The organism is Nocardioides okcheonensis, assembly GCF_020991065.1.
Classification (GTDB): domain Bacteria; phylum Actinomycetota; class Actinomycetes; order Propionibacteriales; family Nocardioidaceae; genus Nocardioides; species Nocardioides okcheonensis.
Map to the genome: position 1 here is coordinate 3,933,160 of NZ_CP087710.1, position 21,010 is coordinate 3,954,169.

Consider the following 21,010-nt stretch of genomic DNA (forward strand, 5'->3'; position numbering starts at 1 on the left):
CCTGCCCTAGCGAGCGGCGACCCGGTCGGAGAAGTCGGACCAGGCGCTGCGCCCGCTCGCGTCGACCGCGCAGACGCGGAACCGGTAGGTCCCGGGGGCGAGGGCGATCTCCAGCGCGCGTGCCGACGCGTCCCGGACCACGACGGTGCGGCGGACGGTCCTGCCGGACGGCGTCACCCCCCGCACCTGCACGCGGTAGGAGACCACCGCTCCACCGTCGGCCGGGAAGCCCCAGCGCGCGGTCGCGGTGCTCCGCCCGCCCCGGGCGCCGCTGCGTGCCTCCCAGATGGTGGGCACACCGGCCCTCGGGACGCTGGCCACGGGCGGCTGGACGACGGGCGGCTGGACGACGGGCGGCTGGACGACGGGCGGCTGGACCACGGCGGGCAGCACGGTGTCACCCAGCGCCCCGTCGGGCAGGGCGGCCCCGTCGACGCTGACCCGGTCGCCCTGGCCGACCGTGAACGGCCCACCCACGACCGGCGGCGTCACGCCGTCGGCGAAGCGGACGACGTACGTCCCGATGCGCAGGCCGGTGACCGTCCAGGCGCCGGTGGCGGACGTCGTGGTGGTCGCGACGGGGGAGGCCCCGGGGAGGTCGGCGACGCGGAGCACCTCGACCGATGCCCCGGCCACCGGACGAGCGTCGGTGTCGACGACCCGACCGGACACGGTGGCGGTGCCGACGGCGTCGTCGAGGACCACCGGGCGGAGCTCGCCGGAGTCCACCGGGCTCGAGTCCACGACGACGACGCCGTCCAGGTCCACGACCACGTCGACCGACGTGGCACCGGTGAAGCCGTCCGCGGCGTAGGTGAGGCGGTAGGTGCCCGGGCGGACGTCCAGCCGGTAGCGCCCGTCGGTGCCGGAGGTGACGGCCCTCTGCTGGCTGCTGCTGGTGCCGGACTGCGGCACGGCGGTCACGGTCGCGCTGCCCACCGGGTCGCCGTTCACGTCCACGACGGTGCCGACCACGGCGTGCGGCACGCTCGCGGGCGACGGCGCCAGGGTGACCACGGGGAGGAGGTTGCCGGCGACCGGGGTCCCGGCCACGCTCGCGGTGCCGCCCTGGGCGACGACGACCGGCGTCGGCGTGCTGCCGCCGAACCAGGTCGGCTCGTGGGCGACGTCGTCGACGGTGCCCGCGAACCCGACGACGTAGCTGCCCACGGTCAGGCCGGAGACCCCTGCCAGGGACCACGACCCGTCGGCGCCCGTCGTGGTCGTCGCGACCGGGGTGCTCGGGTCGGACTCGGCGTAGGCCGTGACCGCGATCCCGGCGAGGGCCGCGGACCCGTCGGTGACCGTGCCCCCGAGCGGGTAGGTCGTCCTGCCGTCGACCGCGGTGGGTCCGAGGTCCCAGCCGGCCATCGCCGTGCCGTTGACGGCCACCGCGCCGTTGGCCAGGACGGTCACGTCGGCCGTGCCGACGCCCCCGCCGGCGTAGGACGTGTCGCGCCAGTGCGCGCCCCCGGCGACCGTCACCTCGTAGCTGCCGGGCACGAGCGACAACCGGTAGCGACCGTGGTCGCCCGCGTTGCCGTCGGCGCCGGTGGTGGTGGAGGCAGCCGCTCCGTCGCGGGTCGGCACGGCCGAGACGACGAGGCCGTCGACCGGGTCGCCGTTGACGTCGACGACCGAGCCGAGGACGGGATGGGGGGTGTCGGCGGCCGACAGCGCGAGGCGCTGCTCGGGCAGGGAGGTGACGGGGGTGCCGTCGACCGTGGGCCCGCCACCCTGCGTCACGTGCACCGAGGCCAGGGAGCGCGTGGCGTACGCCGGGCTGACGCCGTCGTCGTCGACGTAGTCCAGGTCGTAGGCGCCGACGGGGAGGTTCAGGGTGTAGGAGCCGCTCGTGTCGGTGTCGACCAGGTCGACCAGGTCTGCGGGATCGGTCGATCCTTCGCGGAAGGCGCGGACCGTGATGCCGCCGAGGGGCGACCCGTCGGTCGCGGACACGACACCCGTCACCGCGAACGGGGTGCTCCGCAGCTCGACGGCGGCGAGCCGGTTGCCGGTGACGGCCTCGGCGGGCGCGACCGCGAGCGTGCCGTCCGGCGCGACCGTGATCGTCGACGGGGTGGCGCTGCCGCCGTAGGCGGTGGTGACCCACCCGGTCCTCGCGAGCTGGACGCGATAGGAGCCGGGGAGGACCGGGACGCCGTAGGTGCCGTCCGCTCCGGTCGTGCCGGTGCCGCTGTCCTCGCTGCCACCGACACCGGTCACGTCGACCACCACGCCGGCCACCGGGTCTCCGAGGGCGTCGACGACGGTCCCGGCGACGGGGAACCGCGTGCTCGGGGCCGCGACGGCGAGCGCGACCGGGTCGAGGGAGCGGGCGGCGCTGACCGCGACGTCGACCGGCTCGTCGCCGCCGTACCACTGGGCGACGTGGCTGCCGGAGGGATCGGTGTAGCGGACGACGTAGATGCCGGTCGGGAGGTCGAGCGTGTAGGCCCCCGACCCGGGGACGGTGGTCACCTCGGCGAACGGGGTGGTCCGGTCGCCGGCGTCGAAGGCCTGCACCGCGATGCCACCGAGGCCCGCCCCGTCGGTGTCGCGGACCGTGCCGGTGACCTGGTGCGTGGCGGTCGAGGTGAGGGTCACGTCGTCGAGCAGGTTGTCCTCGACCGGCTGGCCGTCGACCGCGACCTGACCCGTGTCGTCGACGACCAGGTCGACCCCGCTGCCGCCTCCGTAGTGGGCGGGGGCGTAGCCGGACCTGTCGAGCTGCAGGCGGTAGGTGCCCTGGGCCAGCGGCAGCTGGAACTCGCCGGTGGAGCCCGTCGTGGTCGCAGCAGCCGAGCTCGCGTAGGACGGCGCGACGAGCGCTGTGACCGTGACGCCCGCGAGGGGATCGCCCACGGCGTCGTAGACGTGTCCCACCACCGTTCCGGGCGCCGCGTGGGCGGGGGCCGCCACCAGGGCGCCGGTCACGGGGAGGAGGAGCGTGGCGAGGGCAGAGACGAGCAGACGGAGGGCGCGCGCGGGCGTCGCAGGAACTGGCACCGGGCCACTGTGTCCCGGAACGTCGCGTCCCACCCCCGTTATCCGAGAAGTCGCGGTGCGAGGCTTGCGCCGTGCCCCGGCCGATCGGACGAGGAGGACGGGCCTCGGGGCCGAGGTGGGGGGTGGCCGCGGTGGGCGAGCGTGATGCCATGACCCCGACCCGCACCCCCGACGTCCGGGCCCGCCTGCGCGGCATCGCGGTCGACCACGACCTCGGCGTCAACACCACCGACCCGGGTCAGTACGAGCGGCTGCTCCCGCTCGCGACGTCGGGCGTCCGGCTGGGCTGAGGAGGGGTCGACCTCCGCCGGTCGACCGCGGACAGCCCCGCCAGCGCGACCGCGCCGCCGAGGCCCATGACGGCCGCGACCCACAGGCGTGCCTCGCGCACGGTCGGCGCGCAGGCCTCCGCAGCCGCCTGCTGCTCCGTGCCACGCGTCCCCGGTCCGTCACCGGGGGCACGGGTGCCGGTCACCAGCGCCCACGCAGGGATGGCGCTCCCGCAGGCGTAGGACCCGCCGGCGGTGTCGACCGACAGGTCTCGCTCGGTGCCGATGCCGAAGCCGACGAGCAGCGCCAGGACACCGCACGCGACGACGAGCCTGGCCCTGTCCATGGCTCAGTGTCGCACCATCCGGCGCTCGAGGCCGACGTCGTCGGGCTTGGTGGCGCCGTCGAACGCGAAGCCCTGGCGCTCGTAGAACCGGATCGCGCGCTCGTTGCCGTCGAGGACCCAGAGGTACGCCGGCGCTCCGCCGAGCGCGGCGGTCAGCAGGGCGTGGCCCACGCCGGTGCCGTGGACGGACGCGCGGGCGTAGAGCGCCATCAGCTCCAGCGGCGGCAGCGCGTCGGCCGGGTCGTCACGGCCGGGCCCGGTGCTGGAGAAGCCGACCAGCGTGCCGTCGGGCGACCACGCGAGCACGTTGTCGCTCGACCCGGCCGCGATGATCGCGCTCCAGCTCGCCACCCGGTCGGCTCGCCGGGCGCGACGCCCGGCGAAGACCGACGCCGGCATGAGGTCGGCGTAGGCCTCCTCCCAGACGTCGAGGTGGAGGTCGGTGAGCGCCTCGGCGTCCTCGACGCGCGGGGGAGCGAGGCGCACCGTCACCGACGGCCGATGTTCTGGGTGAGCCGGAGCACCCGGTTGGGGATCGCGCGGGTCAGCGCGATGATCGTCTTGTACTGCGCGCCGGGGATCGAGTACGCCCGGCCCTTGGCGAAGTCCTCGAGCGACCTGCGGACCAGGAACTCCGGCTCGAGCCACATGAAGCCGTCGCCGCGGGTGACCTCCATCCGCTGGTGGAACTCGGTCTTGGTGAAGCCGGGGCACAGCGCCATCACGGTCACGCCGCGCGAGCGGTACTCCAGGTGCGCCCACTCGCTGAAGCTGTTGACCCACGCCTTGGCGGCCGAGTACGTGCCGCGGGGGAGGAAGGCGGCGACGCTGGAGACGTTGATGATGCCGCCGTGGCCGCGCTCGGCCATCGCGCCCAGCGCGGCGTGGCTGAGCCGCAGCACCGCGGTGACGAGCACCTCCTGCATCGCGGTCTCCTCCTCGACGGTGTTGTCGAGGAAGCGCTTCTTCAGGCCGAAGCCGGCGTTGTTGACCAGCAGGTCGACCGGACGGTCCCGGTCGGCCAGGCGCGCCTCGACGCGGCCGAGCTGCTCGCGGTCGACGAGGTCGGCGACCAGCACCTCGACGTCGACCCGGTGGGCCCGGCGCAGCTCCTCGGCCACGGCCTCGAGCCGGGCCGCGTCACGGGCGACCAGCACGAGGTCGTCGCCGCGCGCGGCGAGCTGGTGGGCGTACTCGAGGCCGATGCCGGCGGTCGCGCCGGTGATGAGGGACGTCGTCATGGGCAGAGCATTTCAGGACGGACCGCCCGGGCGCGACCCGGTCCGGCACAATGGCGAGCGATGAGCACCCAGAAGCCCGGCCCCGTCACCCTCGCCGTCGCCAACCAGAAGGGCGGCGTCGCCAAGACGACGTCGGTCGCCTCGATCGGGGCGGCGCTCGCCGAGCTCGGGCACCGCGTGCTGCTCGTCGACCTCGACCCGCAGGCGTGCCTGACCTTCTCCCTCGGCATCGACCCCGAGGACCTCGAGACGTCGGTGCACCACGTCCTGACCCAGGGCCTCGACCCGCTGGAGGTGGTGATCGAGACCGAGGACGGCGTCGACCTGCTGCCGGCGACCATCGAGCTGGCCCGCGCCGAGGCCGACCTGCTGACCCGCACCGGTCGCGAGCACGTGCTCAAGGGGGTGCTCGAGCAGCTCGCCGAGGACCTCGGCGACACCGAGGAGGGGCCCTACGACTGGGTGCTGCTCGACTGCCCGCCGTCGCTGGGGGTGCTGACGGTCGCCGCGCTCACCGCCGCCGACGGGGTGCTGGTGCCGCTGCAGTGCGAGACGCTGTCGCACCGCGGTGTCGGGCAGCTGCTCGACACGGTCCACGACGTGCGCCGCTTCACCAACCGCGGCCTCGAGGTCTGGGGCGTGCTGCCGACGCTCTACGACGGGCGCACCAACCACGCCCGCACCGTGCTGGAGACGATCAGCGAGACCTACGACCTCGAGGTCGTCGAGCCGCCGATCCCCAAGACCATCAAGTTCGCCGAGGCCCCTGCCGCCGGCCGGTCCATCCTGGCGACCAGCCGCAGCAGCAAGGGGGCGACGGCCTACCGCGAGGTCGCGGAGAACCTGGTGGCGCGGGCCTCGCGGCCGAAGCCGAGGAAGACGGTGAAGAAGGCGCCGAAGAAGCGCTGACTCACGACTTCGGGGTCTCGACCGACTGGCCGCCGCGGGTGCGGCGACGGCTGCGGTTGCGACGACGGGGGGCGTCGCCGGACTTCTCCGGGGACGAGCCCGACGTGTCCGAGGAGGAGCCCGAGCGGTCGGAGGACCGGCGCTCGCGCGGGGCGCGCTCCTTCTTCTCCACCGGGGCGGGGTCGACGACGCGGCCCTTGGTGCCGGCCGGGATGCCCTGGTCGTGGAAGAGGTGCTCGGAGGTGGAGTAGGTCTCCTGCGGGTCGTCGAAGGGCAGGTCGAGCGCCTTGTTGATCATCTTCCAGCGGTGCAGGTCGGCCCAGTCGACGAAGGTGATCGCGGTGCCCGTCGCGCCCGCGCGGCCGGTGCGGCCGATGCGGTGGACGTAGGTCTTGTCGTCCTCGGGGCAGGTGTAGTTGATGACGTGCGAGACGCCGCGCACGTCGATGCCGCGGGCCGCGACGTCGGTGCAGACCAGCACCTGGATCTTGTCCTCGCGGAACCGCGCCAGCGCCTTCTCGCGCGCGACCTGCGCCATGTCGCCGTGGAGCGGGGAGGCCTTGAAGCCGCGCTCCTGCAGGTCCTCGGCGACGCGCTGCGCCTGGCGCTTGGTGCGGGTGAAGACGATCATCTTGTCGGCGTCGTCGGCCTGGAGCACCCGCCCGATGATCTCGGGCTTGTCGAGGTCGTGGGCCTGGTAGATGAACTGCGCGGTCGCCGGGACGGTCGCGTTCTCGTAGGACGACTCGGCGCGGATGTTCATCGGGTGGCGCATGTGGGTGCGGGCCAGGGCGACGATCGCGGCCGGCATGGTGGCCGAGAACAGCATCGTCTGGCGGGTCTCCGGGGTCTTGGAGATCAGCGTGATCACGTCGGGCAGGAAGCCGAGGTCGAGCATCTCGTCGGCCTCGTCGAGCACCAGCGCGTGGACGTGGGAGAGGTCGAGCGCGCGGCGGTTGGCGAGGTCGATCAGGCGACCGGGCGTGCCGACGACGATGTCGACGCCCGCGTCGAGCGCCTCGAGCTGCGGCTCGTAGCCGACGCCGCCGTAGACGGTGAGGACGCGCAGGCCCATGTCCTTGCTCGCCAGCGACAGGTCGCTGGAGACCTGGAGCGCGAGCTCGCGGGTCGGGGCGACGATGAGCGCCTGCGGCTTGCCCTGCGGCAGGTCGGCGTAGGCCGGGTCGGTCACCGCGACGGAGCGCTGCATCACCGGGATGCCGAACGCGAGCGTCTTGCCGGTGCCGGTGCGGGCCTGGCCGATCAGGTCGGTGCCCATGAGGGCGACGGAGAGGGTCATCTCCTGGATGGCGAAGGGGGTGGTGATGCCGGCGCGCTCGAGGGCGTCGCAGATCTCGGGCAGCACGCCCAGGTCGCGGAAGGTGGTGGTCACGGGTGTCGCTTTCGTCAAGTGTCGGATTCCCACGCGTATGCGGTCGGGCACTCCGGAAAGGCACTCGGACCGCGCACATACAGGCGGCCACCGCACGGGTTCGTCGGCGGCTCGGTCACCGCGATGCTATCGCTAGGCTGCGCGCATGAGCGCATCGGCCGAGAGTGCCCCGCCCGACGAGGACTACCGGCGGGCAGCCGTGGACCTCCTCGGCGCCATCGCCTACGGAGAGCTGTCCGCGTTCGAGCGGCTCGTCGAGGACGCCAAGCTGGCCCCCGGCATCGCCGACAAGATCGCGATCGGGGCGATGGCCACCGCCGAGTTCGCCCACCTCGAGAACCTCGTGCACCGCCTCGAGGAGCTCGGCGCCGACCCGGCCGAGGCGATGCAGGCCTTCCGGGAGAGCTTCGACAGCTTCCACGAGCACACCGCGCCGTCCGACTACTACGAGGGCCTGATCAAGGCCTACGTCGGCGACGGGCTGGCCGCGGACTTCTACCGCGAGATCGCGGCCTACCTCGACGCCGAGACCCGCGAGGTCATCATCGCCTCGCTCGAGGACACCGGGCAGACCGCGTTCATCGTCGAGCGGGTCCGCGCGGGCATCGCCGCGGACCACCGCCTCGGCGGCCGGCTCGCGCTGTGGGGCCGGCGGCTGATGGGGGAGGCGCTCACCCAGGCCCAGCGGGTCGCGGGCGACCGCGACGCGCTCACCGCGCTGCTCGCCGGGGGAGTGGACCGTCCCGGTCTCGACCTGGCCGCGCTCGGGCGGATGTTCACCCGCCTGACCGAGCGGCACGCCGACCGGATGGCGCAGCTCGGCCTGGAGCCCTGAGCCGAGCCGGCTCGCCGGTCAGGACCGCCGGTCGCGGCCGACGCGCCGCTCGCGGCGGTCGCGCCGGTCGTGGCGCCCGGTGATCGTCGCTGCGACGACCACGAGCACCGCGGCGGTCCCGACCTGCCACGCGTGGCGCCACCAGTCGGGTCCGCGGCTCGTGTCGTTCATGTCGCCCCCGGGGTTGTCGGAGGCGACGCCGAACACCAGGTAGTAGAGCCAGCTGCCGACGAACGCGCCGAGGATGCCGCACACGACCGTCAGCCACAGCGGGATGTTGTCGCGCGAGCCGGGCGCGACGGCCTTGCCGAGGAAGCCGATGACCAGGCCGAGCAGGAGCGTGACGACGACGGTCCAGATCAGGCCCATGGCGTGGTCCTCGCGGCGCCGGGGGTCAGCGGAAGCCGACCGTGCTCGCGTTGGGCGAGCCGATCTCCAGGTAGGCGACCGCGGCGGCCGGGACGACGACGGTGCGGCCCTTGGTGTCCTCGAGGCGCAGCACGCCGTTGCCGGCGATCGCCTCGGCGAGGCGCGCCTCGATGTCCTCGGGCGTGACGTCCGTGTCGAGCACGAGCTCTCGCTGCGCGCGCTGCACGCCGATCTTGACCTCCACGGTGGTGCTCCTTGCTGGTCGGTGTCTGGGGGACTGCGGTGGGACTGCTGGGTCGATCGTGCCCGGTCAGTGGTCGTCGGTCATCGGGTACCCCCGGATGCCGCGCCAGGCCAGGCCCGCGACCAGGGAGGCCGCGTCGTCCTGCGTGATCTCGCCGCCGCCCGCGAGCCAGAACCGCGCCGACACCTGGGCCATTCCCACGAGGGACACCGCGAGCAGCTCGGACGCCTCGTCGGGCAGGCCGGTGTCGGTGCGGATCACGTCGGCGATCATCGAGGCGCACTCCACGGTGACCCGGTCGACGCGGGCGCGGACCTCGGGCTCGCTGGTCAGGTCGGACTCGAAGACCAGGCGGAACGCTCCCTCCTCGGAGGCGACGTAGCTGTAGAAGACCTTCATCGTCGCCGTCACGCGGTCGCGGTTGTCGGTGGTGGACGCCAGCGCCGCGCGGCAGTTGTCGATGATCATGTCGCACGAGGAGTCGAGGAGCGCGACGTAGAGGTCGAGCTTGCCGGGGAAGTGCTGGTAGAGCACCGGCTTGGAGACCCCGGCCCGGTCCGCGATGTCGTCCATCGCCGCGGAGTGGTAGCCCTGGGCGACGAACACCTCCAGGGCCGACTCGAGCAGCTGGGCGCGACGCTCACGCCGCGGCATCCGGCCGCCGCGCGGTCGCGGGGAGCCTGTGTCGAGATGGCCTGCAGTCACGTCGTACTCCTGGGTAGTGCGGTCGTGGTGAGCCTAACCGCCCCGCAGCCCGGACCCCGGTCCGCATCGCGGGACGTGGTGCGGGGAGTCCTCGGGGCGCGAGGGAACATGGGGTGCGTCGGTGCTGTTGCACCCTCACCCGAGCCAAGGAGAAGTCCGTGTCGTTCCCGCCACTCGTCGAGCCGGCCGCCGAGCTCACCACCGACGAGGTCCGTCGCTACAGCCGCCACCTGATCATCCCCGACGTGGGCATGACCGGGCAGAAGCGGCTCAAGAACGCCAGGGTGCTGGTCATCGGTGCCGGCGGGCTCGGCTCGCCCGCGCTGCTCTACCTCGCCGCCGCCGGCGTCGGGACCCTCGGCATCGCCGAGTTCGACGAGGTCGACGAGTCCAACCTCCAGCGCCAGATCATCCACGGCATGTCCGACGTGGGCCGGTCCAAGGCGGTGTCGGCGAAGGAGTCGATCGCCGAGGTCAACCCCTACGTCGAGGTCGTCGTCCACGACGAGCGCCTCGACAACGACAACGTCATGCGCGTCTTCGAGGGCTACGACCTGATCGTCGACGGGACCGACAACTTCGCGACGCGCTACATGGTCAACGACGCGGCGTACTTCCTCGGCATCCCCTACGTCTGGGGCTCGATCTACCGCTTCGACGGCCAGGCGTCGGTCTTCGCGCCGTCGCTGTCCGACGACGCGCCCTGCTACCGCTGCCTCTACCCCGAGCCCCCGCCGCCGGGCATGGTGCCCAGCTGCGCCGAGGGCGGCGTGCTGGGCGTGCTGTGCGCCAGCATCGGCTCGATCCAGGTCAACGAGGCGATCAAGCTCCTCACCGGCATCGGCGACCCGGCCATCGGCAAGCTCGTCATCTACGACGCCCTCGAGCTCGAGTGGCGCAAGCTCAAGGTGCGCAAGGACCCGAGCTGCGCGCTGTGCGGGGAGAACGCCACCGTCACCGGCCTGATCGACTACGACGCGTTCTGCGGCGCCGTGTCGGACGAGGCCGCGGAGGCGGCGGCCGGCTCCACCATCTCGGTCACCCAGCTCGAGCAGATGCTCAAGGAGCGCGACAACGGCGAGCGCGACTTCACGCTCATCGACGTCCGCGAGCCCAACGAGTACGAGATCAACAAGATCCCGGGCTCGGTGCTGATCCCCAAGGGCGAGTTCCTCAACGGCAACGCGCTCGGCGACCTGCCCGCCGACAAGCCGATCGTGCTGCACTGCAAGTCGGGCGTCCGCTCGGCCGAGGTGCTCGCGGTGCTCAAGGGCGCCGGCTTCGGTGACGCCGTCCACGTGGGTGGCGGCGTGGTGGCCTGGGTCAGCCAGATCGACCCGAGCCAGCCGGCCTACTGACGCAGCCGCAGCCCGTACCCCTCGCACGGCGCGGACCCTTCGCCTAGGGTTCGCGCCATGCGTGCGTCAGGGGAGCTCACGTCGGGCATGCGCGCCGCGCTCGCGGTGCTGGCCGCGAGCACCTTCGTGGTGCTGGTCGCGTGGGGGACCCTGGCGGGTCCGGACCGGGTCTTCACCGGCGACGGGCCGCAGCCGGCCACGCTGACGACCGCGACCGAGTCCTGCATCCCGCTCCCCGTGCGCACCGCCGCCGACGGCACCGTGACCGTGGAGGTCCCGCCGGACGCCGCCGACCGCACCTACTGCGACCCGCCCGACGCCTCCGACCAGGACGCCCGGCGGATGGTCGAGCAGGCCGACGCGCCGCTGTGGCTGAAGATCCTCGTCTGGACGCTCGAGGCGCTGGTCCTGCTGGCCGTGCTCGCCTTCATCGGCTTCCTGCTGCTGCAGCTGCGCGAGGCCTGGCGGCGCCGGGCGCCGGCCGAGGACGAGCCCGACGACGTCGCCTTCGAGACCCTCTCGGCGCCCGCCCGGCTGGTCGCGGCGATCACCGAGGACGCCGCCGGCCAGGACCACCTGCTGCGCGACGGCGACGCCCGCAACGCGATCGTCGCGGCGTGGTCGCGCTTCGAGGTGCAGGGCGCCCGCGCGGGCTCGCCCCGCCGGTCCTGGGAGACGTCCTCGGAGTACACGCTGCGCATCCTCGACCTCGTCGAGGCCGACGCCGGCGCGGTGCACCGCCTCGCCACCCTCTACCGCGAGGCCCGCTTCTCCGAGCACCCGATCACCGAGGAGCACCGCGACGCCGCGCTGGCCGCGCTCGCGGAGATCCGACGCAGCCTCGAGGTGCGCGCGTGAGGGCCCGGCCCGCCCGCATCTCGCCGCAGTGGCGCGGGCGGCTGCTGGGGGGCGTCGCGCTCGCCGCGGTGGGCTTCGGCGCCGCCGCCCTGTTCGACTTCGGTCCGCGGCCGGTGCCGTACGCCCTGTGGTCCCTGATCGCGCTGGCCACGGCCTGGCTGGTCCTCGACTCGGCCAACGTGCCGCTGACGTCCTGGCGCAGCGGCCTGCCGCCGCCGTCCGACCGGGTCGACCAGGCGAGCAGCGACCTGCGGATCCTCACCGGCCACCGGCAGGCCAGCCAGCCCTCCGAGGCGCTGCGCGAGCGCCTCGTCGCGCTCGCCCGTGCCCGCGACCCCGACCTGGCCGAGGCGCTCCGCCTCGAGCTCGATCCCGTCCGCCGGCTCTCGCCGGCCGACGTCGACCGCATCCTGACCCGAATCGAGGAGATCCGTGACTGAAGCACCCGCACCGACCGAGGTCGCGCCGTTCGCCGAGCAGGTGCTCGACGAGGTGGGCCGGGCCGTCGTCGGCAAGCGCGAGGTGCTGGCGCTGGTGCTGGCGGGCGTCCTGGCCAAGGGGCACGTGCTGCTCGAGGACTACCCCGGCCTCGGCAAGACGCTCGCGGCGCGGTCCTTCGCGGCCGCGCTCGGCCTGGACTTCGCGCGCGCCCAGTTCACCCCCGACCTGCTGCCGGCCGACCTGACCGGGTCCTACGTCTACGACCAGCGCCGCGCCGAGTTCGACTTCCGGCCGGGCCCGGTCTTCACCGGGCTGCTGCTCGCCGACGAGATCAACCGCACGCCGCCCAAGACCCAGGCGGCCCTGCTGGAGGCGATGCAGGAGGGGCAGGTGACCGTCGAGGGCCAGACCCACCGGCTGCCGAGCCCGTTCCACGTCCTCGCCACCGCCAACCCGGTGGAGTACGAGGGCACCTACCCGCTGCCGGAGGCCCAGCTCGACCGCTTCCTGCTGCGCGTCGGGTTCGGCTACCCCAGCGAGGGCGAGGAGTACGACGTGGTGCGGCGCCGCCTGGACCGGCGGCGCGAGGAGGTCGAGGTCACCCAGGTCACCGACGCGCCGGGGCTGGCGCGGATGCAGGCCGCCGTCGAGGAGGTCGGCGTCGACGAGTCGGTCGGTCGCTACTGCGTCGACCTGGTCACCGCGACGCGTCGCCACGCCGACGTGCTGACCGGCGCGTCGCCCCGCGGCAGCCTCGGCCTGGTCCTCACCGCGCGGGCGTGGGCGGCGATCCGCGGGCGCGACTACGTCGTCCCGGAGGACGTCAAGGTGGTCGCCCGCGCCGTCCTCGCGCACCGGGTGACGGTCAAGCCCGACCTCTGGATGACCCAGGCGTCGGGGGCCCGGGTCGTCGACGCCGTGCTGGGGTCCGTCGAGGCGCCGCGCACCCTGGAGTCGCGCCGGTGAGCTCGTGGCGGCCCACCGCGGGGCTGGTCCGGGCGTGCCTGCTGGCGCTCGGCGGCACCGCGGGAGGGCTGCTGCTCGGCCAGGGCGTGCTCGTCGTCCTCGGCGCCCCGTTCGTGCTGCTCGCCGCGATGGGGCTGCTGCACCGTCCGCGGCACGACCCGGTGGTGCGGACCGCCGTCGACCACGGCCGCCTCCACGAGGGCCAGGGCACCGCGGTGCGGATGGACGTCGACGACCTCACCGGCGTCGAGCACGCCGTCCGGGTGGCGGCCCGGTCCGCGCACGTCGCCACCCGCCCGCGCCACGGCACGGTCGGGACGCTCGTGGCCGACGGGCTGCCCGTCCTCGAGGTCAGCCCGCGCCGCTGGGGGAGGCGGGCGCTCGGCGCCGAGCGGGTCGCGCTCACCAGCGCGTGGGCGGGCTGGCGCTGGGGGCCGGCGGACATGTCCGAGCACTCCGTGGTCGTGCTGCCCCAGGCGACGCCGTACGACAGCCGGGCCGAGGTGCCGCAGCCCGACGGCCTGGTCGGTCGGCACCGGTCGCGGCAGATCGGCAGCGGCACCGACTTCGAGGGGATCCGGCGGTTCACGACCGGCGACCGGCTCAAGCGGATCACCTGGCCGGTGTCGCTGCGCACCGGCGAGCTGCACGTCGTCACCACGCGCGCGGAGCAGGACGCCGGGGTCTGGCTGGTGGTCGACGCGCTGCGCGACATCGGCGTCTCCGGCGGCATCGACGGCGCCGCGAGCACCCTCGACCTGACGGTGCGCGCCGCCAGCGCGCTCGCCGAGCACCACGTCCGCACCGGCGACCGGGTGGGCCTGCTGGTGCTCACCTCCGACCCCGTCCGGATCGGCCTCGGGTCGGGGCCGCGGCACCTGCAGCGGGTGCAGGGCACGCTCGCCCGGGTCCGGGCCGACGCGCGCAGCGAGGCGCCCGAGCGCCTCGACCTCGGCGCGGGCGCGGGCAGCGTGGTCCACGTGCTGTCGCCGATGCTCTTCACCCCGCTGGTCACCGCCACCGCCGGCCTGCTGCGCAGCGGGACGGCCGTCGTCGTGATCGACACGCTGGGCGAGCGCGAGCAGGAGGGCGACCCGCTGGCGCTGGCGAGCCTGGCCGAGCGGATGCAGCGGATCGAGCGCGACGACCGGCTGCGCCAGCTCGCGCTGCTGGGCTGCCCGGTGGTGCCGTGGCGCGGGCCCGGCACCCTCGACACCGTGCTGCGCCAGCTCGCGCGCCGCTCCCGGGTGCCGAAGGTGAGGGCGCGATGAGGCTCGTCGCACCCGGCACCACCCGCACCGTGCTGGCGCTGCGCACGCTGCTGGTGCTGCTGCCGTGCGGGGCGCTCGCGCTGGCGCTGCCCGTGGTCCCGCACTGGTTCGTGCTGCTCGGGGTGGTGGCGTGCTCGCTGCTGTGGGCGCGCACCCCCGACCACCTCGCCGGTGTCGTCGCGCTCGGCCTGGTGGCCGGCTGGTGGAGCGCCCACGGCGTCCTGGACTGGCGGGTGCTCGTGGTCGGCGTGCTCCTGGTGCTGGCCCACGTCGACGCGGTGGTGCTCTCCCACGGCCCCGGCACGCTCCCGGTCGACCCGGGGCTGGCGCGCCTGTGGCTGCGACGCGCGCTGCTGACCCTGGTGCCGATGCCCGTGGCCTACGGCGCGCTCCGCAGCCTCGACACCGTCGTGGCGCCGTCCTGGGTGTGGCTGGCGGCCGGGCTCGCGGCCGTCGTGGCGCTGCTCGCCACCGCGCGGCTGACGCAGGCGGAGCCGGAGTGACGACCCCGGAGGAGCGCGAGCTCTACGCCGAGCTGGTGCTGCAGTGCGCCGAGTCGGTGCCGCGCGGCCGGGTCACCACCTACGGCGCGATCGCCGACGTGGTCGGCCACCGCCTCGGCCGCGGCGGACCCCGGCTGGTCGGGAACGTGATGGCCACCCACGGTGCGGCGGTGGCGTGGTGGCGGGTGGTGCGCTCCGACGGCTCGCTCCCGCCCTCGCACGACGAGGAGGCGCGGCAGGCGTACCTCGAGGAGGGCACGCCGCTGCGTCCGGGCGGTGCGGTCGACCTCCGGGCGGCGTTCGTCGCCCCGACGCTCCGGGGCGCGGACGCTCCCTGACCCGCACCGACCCGGGGTGGCAGGATCGGGCCATGCTCTACACGGTCGCGCACGGCGTCATCCCTCCGCTGGCCCGAGCCGTGTGGCGCCCGACGGTCGAGGGGCTGCACCACGTCCCGACCACCGGCCCGGTCATCGTGGCGAGCAACCACCTCTCGTTCTTCGACAGCGTGGTGATCCCGGTCGTCGTGCCGCGCAAGGTGGTGTTCCTCGCCAAGTCCGACTACTTCACCGGCACCGGCGTCAAGGGCGCGCTGCAGCGCGCCTGGTTCGAGGGCCTGGGCATGCTCCCCGTCGACCGCGACGACACCAGGGCTGCCATTGCCAGCCTCGACACCGCGCTCGAGGTGCTGCGCCGCGGGGAGGCGTTCGGCATCTACCCCGAGGGCACCCGCTCGCGCGACGGCCGGCTCTACCGCGGCCGTACCGGCGTCGCGCACCTCGCGCTGACGGCCGGCTGCCCAGTCGTGCCGGTGGGCCTCGAGGGCACCGAGGACATCCAGCCCGTCGGCGAGAGCCGCCCCCGCCGCGCGAAGGTGACGGTGCGCTTCGGGGCGCCGATCACGGTCGCCGACGAGTACGACGACGTCCCGTCCGGCCGGGCGCGCCGCGAGCTCACCGACCGCATCATGGCGGCGATCGGTGAGCTCTCGGGGCAGGAGCCGGCGGGCGTCTACAACGAGCGGCCCGCCCGCGCCTGACGGGTCAGGCGCGCGCCGCCCGTGCGGCGTCGGCGAGCGCGGCGAGGGCCTGCGGGAAGATCTCGGCCGGCGGCGTGACCAGCCCGGCACCGACCTGGCCCACCCCGGCGACCGCGCCGGCCATGCCGGTGTTGATCTGCGGCAGGATCCCCGTACGGCACACCTTGGTCACGTCGATGCCGGTGGGCGTGCCCTGGAACTCCAGGACCGGCACCGACCAGCGCGGGTTCTCCGCGAGGGTGATCTCGTGCATCCGGCGGGTGGTGGCCAGTGCGTCGGGGACGGTGCCGCCGACGAGGCGCACGATGGCGGGGGCGGTGGCCATCGCGAAGCCGCCGATGCCGGCGGTCTCGGTGATCGCGGAGTCGCCGATGTCGGGGTTGGCGTCGTCCGGGCCGTAGTCGCCGAGGAACAGGCCCTCGGCGACCTGCGCCGGGCCGGTGAACCACTGGTCGCCGGTGCCGGAGACCTGGATGCCGAACTCGGTGCCGTTGCGCGCCATCGCCACGACCATGGTCGAGCCGGGGACGTCGCGGCCCGCGTCGAGGGCGAGCTTGCAGGCCGGCATCGCGAGGTTGAGGAAGAAGTGGTCGTTGCCGCCGACGAAGCGCAGCGCGTCCGCGACGTCCTTGGCGTCGAAGCCGGACGTGACCATCGCGGGGGAGAGGTCGCGCACCAGCATCAGGGTGCCGGCGCGGTTGCGGTTGTGCGCCTCGTCGCCCATCTGCAGCATCTGGGTGAGGATGCCGGTGATGTCGGAGGCCTCCGCGGTCCCGCGGACGGCCGCCTGCAGCAGCGGGCCGAGGACGTCGCCCATCCAGCGCAGCCGGGTCAGCACCTCGTCGTTGTAGGCGCCGTAGCGCAGCACCTTGCCGAGGCCCTCGTTGAGCGAGCAGTACGTCCGGCGGCCGGTGGCGCGGTCCTCGAGGACCCACATCCACATCGACGGCGTGACCACGCCCGCCATCGGGCCGACGGCGCTGCGGTGGTGGCACGGCTCGAGGCTGACGCTGCTGCCCGACTCGAACAGCGCGACGGCGTCCTCGGGGTCGTCGACGAGGCCCTCGAGGGCGGCGCCGCCCATCAGCGCGCCGCGCAGCGGGCCGGAGGCCTGCTCCCACGCGATCGGCGGGCCGGCGTGCAGGAACTGGCCCCGCTCGAGGCCGAGGACCTCCGAGGCGGGGGCGACGTCGACGAGGTGGGCGGTCACGCCCAGCATCGCCTCGACGGCACGGCGGTTGGCCTCCGGGCGGCGCGGGTCGGTCGCGACGGCGGCGAGGTCGGCCTCGGTGCCCGGCATCGGCGGGCGCCAGTCGACGCGCTCGACGTCGACGGCCTGGCCGGCGACGGCGTCGGCGAACATGTCGGCGCCGCAGGCGACGACCTCGGGGCTCGTGGCGCCGAGGGTGACGACGGTGGGGGTCATGCGCGGGCTCCTTCGAGCAGCTGGAGGGCGCGGCGGGTGGCCGCGGCGTTGGACAGGTGCACCTCGGCGCCGGCGGCGACCAGGGCGTCGCGCTGGGCGTCGAGGCCCTGCGGGTCGAGGTCGGTGCCGACCAGGCTGACGATGACCGGCACCGGCCGCGCGCTGCGGGCCTCGCGGATGGCGGGAGCCAGCATCGCGGCCGGGTCGGGCTCGGCGCCGTGGCCGAGCACCAGGTCGAGCAGGATGACGCCGGTCTGCGGGTCGGCGGCGGCGCGGGCGAGCTGCTCGTTGCGCAGCGTCGGGTCGATCATCGGGTGCGCGCGGCCCTGGGTGAGCGCGTCGTCGCCGAAGTCGATCATCGTGTGGGTGTCGGTGAGCAGGTCGCCCGGCTCGGTGGAGTCGAGGCCGAGGTCGTCCGACAGCGGGATGTTGCTGCGGACCGGCCCGAGCACCTCGGTGGCCATCAGCATCGACTCGTCGCACAGCGTGCCGCCGACGAACAGCCCGCGCAGCAGCGGACCGGTCGCCGCACCGGTGTTGTCCTCGCCCGCGACCGGCCACTGCGGCGCCTCGTGCCCGAGCCGGGCCAGCACGGCCTCGGCGACGGTGGTGAGGTCGCGCTGGCCGCGACCGAGCAGGCCGAGCTCGACCGGGGTGCCCAGCGCTTCGGCGTCCTTCGCCAGCGCCTCGGCGACCTCGGGGGCCGGGGGCTTGGACACCACGACCACGAGGTCGACGTCGGGGTCGGAGTCGAGGCGGCGCAGCGCCTCGCGCGTCGAGAGCCCGCCGACGGCGGCCGACAGGTCGCGCCCGCCCACGCCGAGCGCGTGCCGCACGCCCACGCCGTCGATCCCGGCACCGGCGTGGTGGAGGAGGACGAGGAGCTGCTGGCAGCCGGTGCCGGAGGCGGCCACGATGCCGATGCGGCCCGGGCGGGTGGTGTTGGCGAAGCCGAGCCCGACGCCGTCGATCACCGCGGTGCCGCAGTCCGGCCCCATGACGAGCGCGCCGCGGGAGGCGGCGTACGTCTTGAGCGCGACCTCCTCCTCGACCGGCACGTTGTCGCTGAAGACCATCACGTCGCGGCCCGCCTCGACGGCGTCCATCGCCTCGACGGTCGCGCTGGCGCCGGGCACCGACACGAGCGCCACCGCGTCGGGGCCGGTGCGGCGCAGGGCGGAGCCGGTGGTGCGCGGCGGCGCGACCTCGCTGGCCCCCGACGCGGGACGGGCCGGGACGAGGGCGGCGTCGACCGCGGCCAGCGCGGTGGCGACGTCGGCGTCGTCGTCGAGGCGCAGCGCCACGACCATGTCGTTGGGGGAGGAGGCCGGCACGTCGAAGCCCATGCCGGCGAGCACCTCGAGGTTGAGCCCGGTGGCCATCGCGACCTGGGCGGCGACCACCCCCGGGGCCGCCTGGACGGCACGACTCACCTGCAGCAGCGTCACGGAGTCGGCGTAGGCGCCGCTCCTCAGCTCGACGTGGTCCTTCATCGGCACTCCTTCGGGGAGATCGTGTGCGGGGGGTGTGGTGGGGACGGGTGTCACGCCGCGGTGGTGCCGCGGTCGCGCAGGGAGGCGAGGGCGAGGCCGGCGCCGGTCGCGAGACCGGCACCGGAGGTGGCGCCGACGTCGAGCAGGGCCGCGAGCGTGCCGGGGCCGGGAGCGGCGAGCCAGTGGGCGAGCTGGGGCAGGGCCTCGCCGTGCAGGGCGCAGTCGAGGAGGGTGCCGGAGAGCAGCGTGGTGACGGCGAGGCGGCGGCGGACCGCGCCGGAGACCGCGACGTCCTCGCGCCCGGCGGCCGCGCGGACCACCAGCCAGCCCGCGAGCACGTCGTCGCCCAGCGGCGTCAGGCCGGGGCCGCGCCCGAGCAGGGCCTCGACGTGGGCCGGGGTCAGCCGGCCGTCGACCGGCAGGTCGAGGTCGTGGCCGGTGACGACCCGGCGGGCCGGGTCGGTGACCGGCACGTCGTCGGGCAGCGTGGTGACGCGGGTGTCGACGACGCGGGCGATGCCCAGGCGGCGACCGGCGACGACGAGCCCGCCGCCCTCGACGCGCGCCGTGACCGCGTCGGGACGGCGCGAGGCCACCTGGCCGGAGAGCGCGGACAGGTCGTCGAGGGAGGACCACAGCGCGTTCGGGACGCGGCTCGCCTTCGCCGACACCAGGCCGAGGCACCAGCCGTCGACGTCGACGTAGACCGCGGAGCCGCTGGCGTGGACCACCTCGAGGGGGCCGTCGGGGACCGCGGACAGGTGCACCAGGACGCGGGCGGGCGCCGCCACCGGGAGGGGGGTGGAGACCGAGCCGGCGAACATCACCGGACAGACGCTAACGGCTCGTGGCACACTCGCGAATGTGAGTTCCTGACAACGAAGGACAGCAAGTGGGCCAAGACTTGATAAGCGACCCGGAGGCCGTCGCCGCGCTGGAGCGGGCGGACGCGCTGCACACCGCCCTCACGCACATCGTGCTGGAGGGCGGTGACCTCGCGGCCATCGCCGAGGCCGTGGGCGACGCGCTCGGCTGCGGCGTCGCGTTCACCTCGACCGACGGGCGCGAGCGCGCCGCCCACCTCGGCGACGGGGACCGGGCGGCGCTGGCCAGCGCGGGACTGCTCGACCCCACCGGTCGGGTGCGCGTCGAGCGGATCGACCCGGGCGGGACGGCCGTGGGCGAGGGGCAGGCGCTGCTGCGCCGGGTCGTCGCCGCCGGCGTCGACCTCGCGCGGCTGGTGGCGCTGCGCACGGACGGCACGATCCACTCCTCCGACGTGCACGCGCTCGAGCGCGCGGCGATCGTGGCGGCCCTGCTGGTGACCCGCGTCGAGGCGATCACGGCCGTCGAGAACAAGTACCAGGGCGACTTCCTGCGCGACGTGTTCCTCGGGCGCGCGGGCGAGGAGGACTACGTCGCCGAGCACGCGCAGGCGTTCGGCTGGGTGCTCGACCGACCCGTCGTGGTCGTCGTCGCCGTGCTCGACCCCGACGCGCTCGCCGCCCAGGGCGCCGCCGACGACCGCCGCGCGTGGCACGACCGGTTCGCCCAGGCGTGGCGGCAGGTCGCGGTGGGTGCCGACCCGACGGTCGCGTCGGTCGCCTTCAGCCGCGAGGTGGTCACGCTCGTGCCGGTCGACCCCGACGCCGGGCCGGCGGCCGCGCGGGCCGCGGTGGACCGGATGATCGAGGGGGTGCGCGGCGACCGCGGTGGCGGGCGGATCTCGTTCTCCGCCGGTGTCAGCCGCGTCGCCCGCGACGTCGGTGAGCTGCCCGAGGCGTTCCGCCAGGCGCAGCGCTCGGTCGAGATCGGTCGACGGGTGCACGGCGGCGGCTCGGTGACCCGCTTCGACCAGCTCGGCCTGCACCGCCTGCTGGCGCTGGTGCCGGACAGCGCCGAGCTGTCGGCCTTCGCCGCCGACGTGCTCGGCCCGCTCGCCGAGCGGACGCCGGAGGCCGCCGACCTGCGCGAGACCCTGCAGGTGCTGCTCGACACGAACTTCAACGTGGCCGAGGCCGCGCGGGCGCAGTTCTTCCACTACAACACCATGCGCTACCGCGTCGGCAAGCTGCAGCGGATCCTCGGCCCCGTCGCCTCCGACCCGCACCTGCGCCTCGACGTCGCCGTCGCGCTGCGGGCGCTGGAGATCGCGGAGTGAGGTCCGGCATCCTCCCCCGGGCGGTGCGTGAGGGGGATTTCCCGGCCCCGTCATCCCCCTCACGCACCGCCACTGGTGTGTCGCTGCGGCGACGCGCCCGGCAGCGGTGGCTGAGGAGGCTTTCGAGCTCCCGGGATCCTCCTCACGCACCGCTCGCGGGGCAGCGCGACGAG

23 protein-coding genes are annotated in these 21,010 nt (G+C 74.7%); 12 read left to right on the plus strand and 11 right to left on the minus strand.

Annotation, left to right across the window (positions count from 1 at the left end; genetic code table 11):
• Positions 1 to 6: 6 nt before the first annotated feature.
• Positions 7 to 3,009 (minus strand): carboxypeptidase regulatory-like domain-containing protein, encoded by a 3,003-nt coding sequence (locus LN652_RS19115; protein WP_230442171.1) that lies wholly within the window; start codon positions 3,007 to 3,009, stop codon positions 7 to 9.
• Positions 3,010 to 3,158: 149 nt separating this feature from the next.
• Here LN652_RS19115 and LN652_RS19120 point away from each other — a divergent pair, with 149 nt between their 5' ends.
• A complete protein-coding gene (locus LN652_RS19120) occupies positions 3,159 to 3,299 on the plus strand; it encodes a hypothetical protein (RefSeq protein ID WP_230442172.1) in 141 nt (46 codons plus the stop codon).
• Here the strand turns inward: LN652_RS19120 and LN652_RS19125 are convergent.
• Genes LN652_RS19125 through LN652_RS19135 form a run of 3 tightly spaced genes read right to left on the minus strand, consistent with a single transcriptional unit; the run spans position 3,248 to position 4,866 of the window.
• Positions 3,248 to 3,625 (minus strand): hypothetical protein, encoded by a 378-nt coding sequence (locus LN652_RS19125; protein ID WP_230442173.1) that lies wholly within the window; start codon positions 3,623 to 3,625, stop codon positions 3,248 to 3,250. The genes LN652_RS19120 and LN652_RS19125 overlap by 52 nt on opposite strands.
• 3 nt (positions 3,626 to 3,628) lie before the next feature.
• Positions 3,629 to 4,117: a GNAT family N-acetyltransferase gene (locus LN652_RS19130; protein WP_230442174.1), complete on the minus strand. Its 489-nt coding sequence runs from the start codon at positions 4,115 to 4,117 to the stop codon at positions 3,629 to 3,631.
• Positions 4,114 to 4,866 (minus strand): SDR family NAD(P)-dependent oxidoreductase, encoded by a 753-nt coding sequence (locus LN652_RS19135; protein WP_230442175.1) that lies wholly within the window; start codon positions 4,864 to 4,866, stop codon positions 4,114 to 4,116. Before LN652_RS19135 ends, LN652_RS19130 begins: the two co-directional genes overlap by 4 nt.
• 60 nt (positions 4,867 to 4,926) lie before the next feature.
• On the opposite strand from LN652_RS19135, the gene LN652_RS19140 reads away from it, so the two are divergent.
• On the plus strand, positions 4,927 to 5,775 hold the full coding sequence (locus LN652_RS19140) for a ParA family protein (protein ID WP_230442176.1): 849 nt from the start codon (positions 4,927 to 4,929) through the stop codon (positions 5,773 to 5,775).
• Position 5,776: 1 nt separating this feature from the next.
• Here LN652_RS19140 and LN652_RS19145 read toward each other — a convergent pair whose 3' ends face one another.
• Entirely contained in the window at positions 5,777 to 7,141 is a 1,365-nt protein-coding gene (locus LN652_RS19145) for a DEAD/DEAH box helicase (protein WP_407941563.1), read from the minus strand.
• A gap of 172 nt (positions 7,142 to 7,313) precedes the next feature.
• Between LN652_RS19145 and LN652_RS19150 the strand changes: the two genes are divergently transcribed.
• Entirely contained in the window at positions 7,314 to 8,003 is a 690-nt protein-coding gene (locus LN652_RS19150) for a ferritin-like fold-containing protein (protein ID WP_230442178.1), read from the plus strand.
• 18 nt (positions 8,004 to 8,021) lie between these two features.
• Here LN652_RS19150 and LN652_RS19155 read toward each other — a convergent pair whose 3' ends face one another.
• The 3 genes from LN652_RS19155 to LN652_RS19165 form a co-directional block, all read right to left on the minus strand.
• Positions 8,022 to 8,372 (minus strand): GlsB/YeaQ/YmgE family stress response membrane protein, encoded by a 351-nt coding sequence (locus LN652_RS19155; RefSeq protein ID WP_230442179.1) that lies wholly within the window; start codon positions 8,370 to 8,372, stop codon positions 8,022 to 8,024.
• 25 nt (positions 8,373 to 8,397) lie between these two features.
• The gene (locus tag LN652_RS19160; RefSeq protein ID WP_230442180.1) at positions 8,398 to 8,616 is read right to left on the minus strand and encodes a DUF3107 domain-containing protein; all 219 of its coding nucleotides are present in this window, start codon (positions 8,614 to 8,616) and stop codon (positions 8,398 to 8,400) included.
• 66 nt (positions 8,617 to 8,682) lie between these two features.
• On the minus strand, positions 8,683 to 9,270 hold the full coding sequence (locus LN652_RS19165; protein ID WP_230444774.1) for a TetR/AcrR family transcriptional regulator: 588 nt from the start codon (positions 9,268 to 9,270) through the stop codon (positions 8,683 to 8,685).
• A gap of 209 nt (positions 9,271 to 9,479) precedes the next feature.
• Here LN652_RS19165 and moeZ point away from each other — a divergent pair, with 209 nt between their 5' ends.
• From moeZ to LN652_RS19205, 8 genes are read left to right on the plus strand one after another with little or no spacing between them, the layout of a single operon-like run.
• Positions 9,480 to 10,679 (plus strand): adenylyltransferase/sulfurtransferase MoeZ, encoded by a 1,200-nt coding sequence (gene moeZ, locus LN652_RS19170; RefSeq protein ID WP_230442181.1) that lies wholly within the window; start codon positions 9,480 to 9,482, stop codon positions 10,677 to 10,679.
• Between the two features lie 57 nt (positions 10,680 to 10,736).
• Positions 10,737 to 11,537, plus strand: a complete 801-nt coding sequence (locus LN652_RS19175; RefSeq protein ID WP_230442182.1) for a DUF4129 domain-containing protein — start codon at positions 10,737 to 10,739, stop codon at positions 11,535 to 11,537.
• Complete coding sequence (locus LN652_RS19180) at positions 11,534 to 11,977, plus strand: hypothetical protein (protein ID WP_230442183.1); 444 nt, start codon at positions 11,534 to 11,536, stop codon at positions 11,975 to 11,977. Before LN652_RS19175 ends, LN652_RS19180 begins: the two co-directional genes overlap by 4 nt.
• On the plus strand, positions 11,970 to 12,944 hold the full coding sequence (locus tag LN652_RS19185; RefSeq protein WP_230442184.1) for an AAA family ATPase: 975 nt from the start codon (positions 11,970 to 11,972) through the stop codon (positions 12,942 to 12,944). The genes LN652_RS19180 and LN652_RS19185 overlap by 8 nt, the downstream gene beginning before the upstream one ends.
• Entirely contained in the window at positions 12,941 to 14,215 is a 1,275-nt protein-coding gene (locus tag LN652_RS19190) for a DUF58 domain-containing protein (protein ID WP_230442185.1), read from the plus strand. Before LN652_RS19185 ends, LN652_RS19190 begins: the two co-directional genes overlap by 4 nt.
• Positions 14,212 to 14,718, plus strand: a complete 507-nt coding sequence (locus LN652_RS19195; RefSeq protein WP_230442186.1) for a hypothetical protein — start codon at positions 14,212 to 14,214, stop codon at positions 14,716 to 14,718. The genes LN652_RS19190 and LN652_RS19195 overlap by 4 nt, the downstream gene beginning before the upstream one ends.
• On the plus strand, positions 14,715 to 15,056 hold the full coding sequence (locus LN652_RS19200) for an MGMT family protein (protein ID WP_230442187.1): 342 nt from the start codon (positions 14,715 to 14,717) through the stop codon (positions 15,054 to 15,056). The genes LN652_RS19195 and LN652_RS19200 overlap by 4 nt, the downstream gene beginning before the upstream one ends.
• A 32-nt stretch (positions 15,057 to 15,088) precedes the next feature.
• Entirely contained in the window at positions 15,089 to 15,757 is a 669-nt protein-coding gene (locus LN652_RS19205) for a lysophospholipid acyltransferase family protein (protein ID WP_230442188.1), read from the plus strand.
• 4 nt (positions 15,758 to 15,761) lie between these two features.
• On the opposite strand, the gene LN652_RS19210 is transcribed toward LN652_RS19205, so the two are convergent.
• From LN652_RS19210 to LN652_RS19220, 3 genes are read right to left on the minus strand one after another with little or no spacing between them, the layout of a single operon-like run.
• Entirely contained in the window at positions 15,762 to 17,183 is a 1,422-nt protein-coding gene (locus LN652_RS19210) for a YlbE family protein (protein WP_230442189.1), read from the minus strand.
• Positions 17,180 to 18,676 (minus strand): FdrA family protein, encoded by a 1,497-nt coding sequence (locus LN652_RS19215; RefSeq protein ID WP_230442190.1) that lies wholly within the window; start codon positions 18,674 to 18,676, stop codon positions 17,180 to 17,182. Before LN652_RS19215 ends, LN652_RS19210 begins: the two co-directional genes overlap by 4 nt.
• A 50-nt stretch (positions 18,677 to 18,726) precedes the next feature.
• On the minus strand, positions 18,727 to 19,500 hold the full coding sequence (locus LN652_RS19220) for an oxamate carbamoyltransferase subunit AllH family protein (RefSeq protein ID WP_230444775.1): 774 nt from the start codon (positions 19,498 to 19,500) through the stop codon (positions 18,727 to 18,729).
• A gap of 80 nt (positions 19,501 to 19,580) precedes the next feature.
• Between LN652_RS19220 and LN652_RS19225 the strand changes: the two genes are divergently transcribed.
• Complete coding sequence (locus LN652_RS19225; RefSeq protein WP_230442191.1) at positions 19,581 to 20,837, plus strand: PucR family transcriptional regulator; 1,257 nt, start codon at positions 19,581 to 19,583, stop codon at positions 20,835 to 20,837.
• Positions 20,838 to 21,010: the final 173 nt, after the last annotated feature.

Coding starts and splice junctions, on each gene's coding strand:
- LN652_RS19120 (WP_230442172.1), top strand. CDS start 3,159: ATGACCCCGACCCGCACCCCCGACGTCCGGGCCCGCCTGCGCGGCATC.
- LN652_RS19125 (WP_230442173.1), bottom strand. CDS start 3,625: ATGGACAGGGCCAGGCTCGTCGTCGCGTGCGGTGTCCTGGCGCTGCTC.
- LN652_RS19135 (WP_230442175.1), bottom strand. CDS start 4,866: ATGACGACGTCCCTCATCACCGGCGCGACCGCCGGCATCGGCCTCGAG.
- LN652_RS19140 (WP_230442176.1), top strand. CDS start 4,927: ATGAGCACCCAGAAGCCCGGCCCCGTCACCCTCGCCGTCGCCAACCAG.
- LN652_RS19150 (WP_230442178.1), top strand. CDS start 7,314: ATGAGCGCATCGGCCGAGAGTGCCCCGCCCGACGAGGACTACCGGCGG.
- LN652_RS19155 (WP_230442179.1), bottom strand. CDS start 8,372: ATGGGCCTGATCTGGACCGTCGTCGTCACGCTCCTGCTCGGCCTGGTC.
- LN652_RS19165 (WP_230444774.1), bottom strand. CDS start 9,270: ATGCCGCGGCGTGAGCGTCGCGCCCAGCTGCTCGAGTCGGCCCTGGAG.
- LN652_RS19175 (WP_230442182.1), top strand. CDS start 10,737: ATGCGTGCGTCAGGGGAGCTCACGTCGGGCATGCGCGCCGCGCTCGCG.
- LN652_RS19195 (WP_230442186.1), top strand. CDS start 14,212: ATGAGGCTCGTCGCACCCGGCACCACCCGCACCGTGCTGGCGCTGCGC.
- LN652_RS19205 (WP_230442188.1), top strand. CDS start 15,089: ATGCTCTACACGGTCGCGCACGGCGTCATCCCTCCGCTGGCCCGAGCC.
- LN652_RS19210 (WP_230442189.1), bottom strand. CDS start 17,183: ATGACCCCCACCGTCGTCACCCTCGGCGCCACGAGCCCCGAGGTCGTC.
- LN652_RS19215 (WP_230442190.1), bottom strand. CDS start 18,676: ATGAAGGACCACGTCGAGCTGAGGAGCGGCGCCTACGCCGACTCCGTG.
- LN652_RS19220 (WP_230444775.1), bottom strand. CDS start 19,500: ATGTTCGCCGGCTCGGTCTCCACCCCCCTCCCGGTGGCGGCGCCCGCC.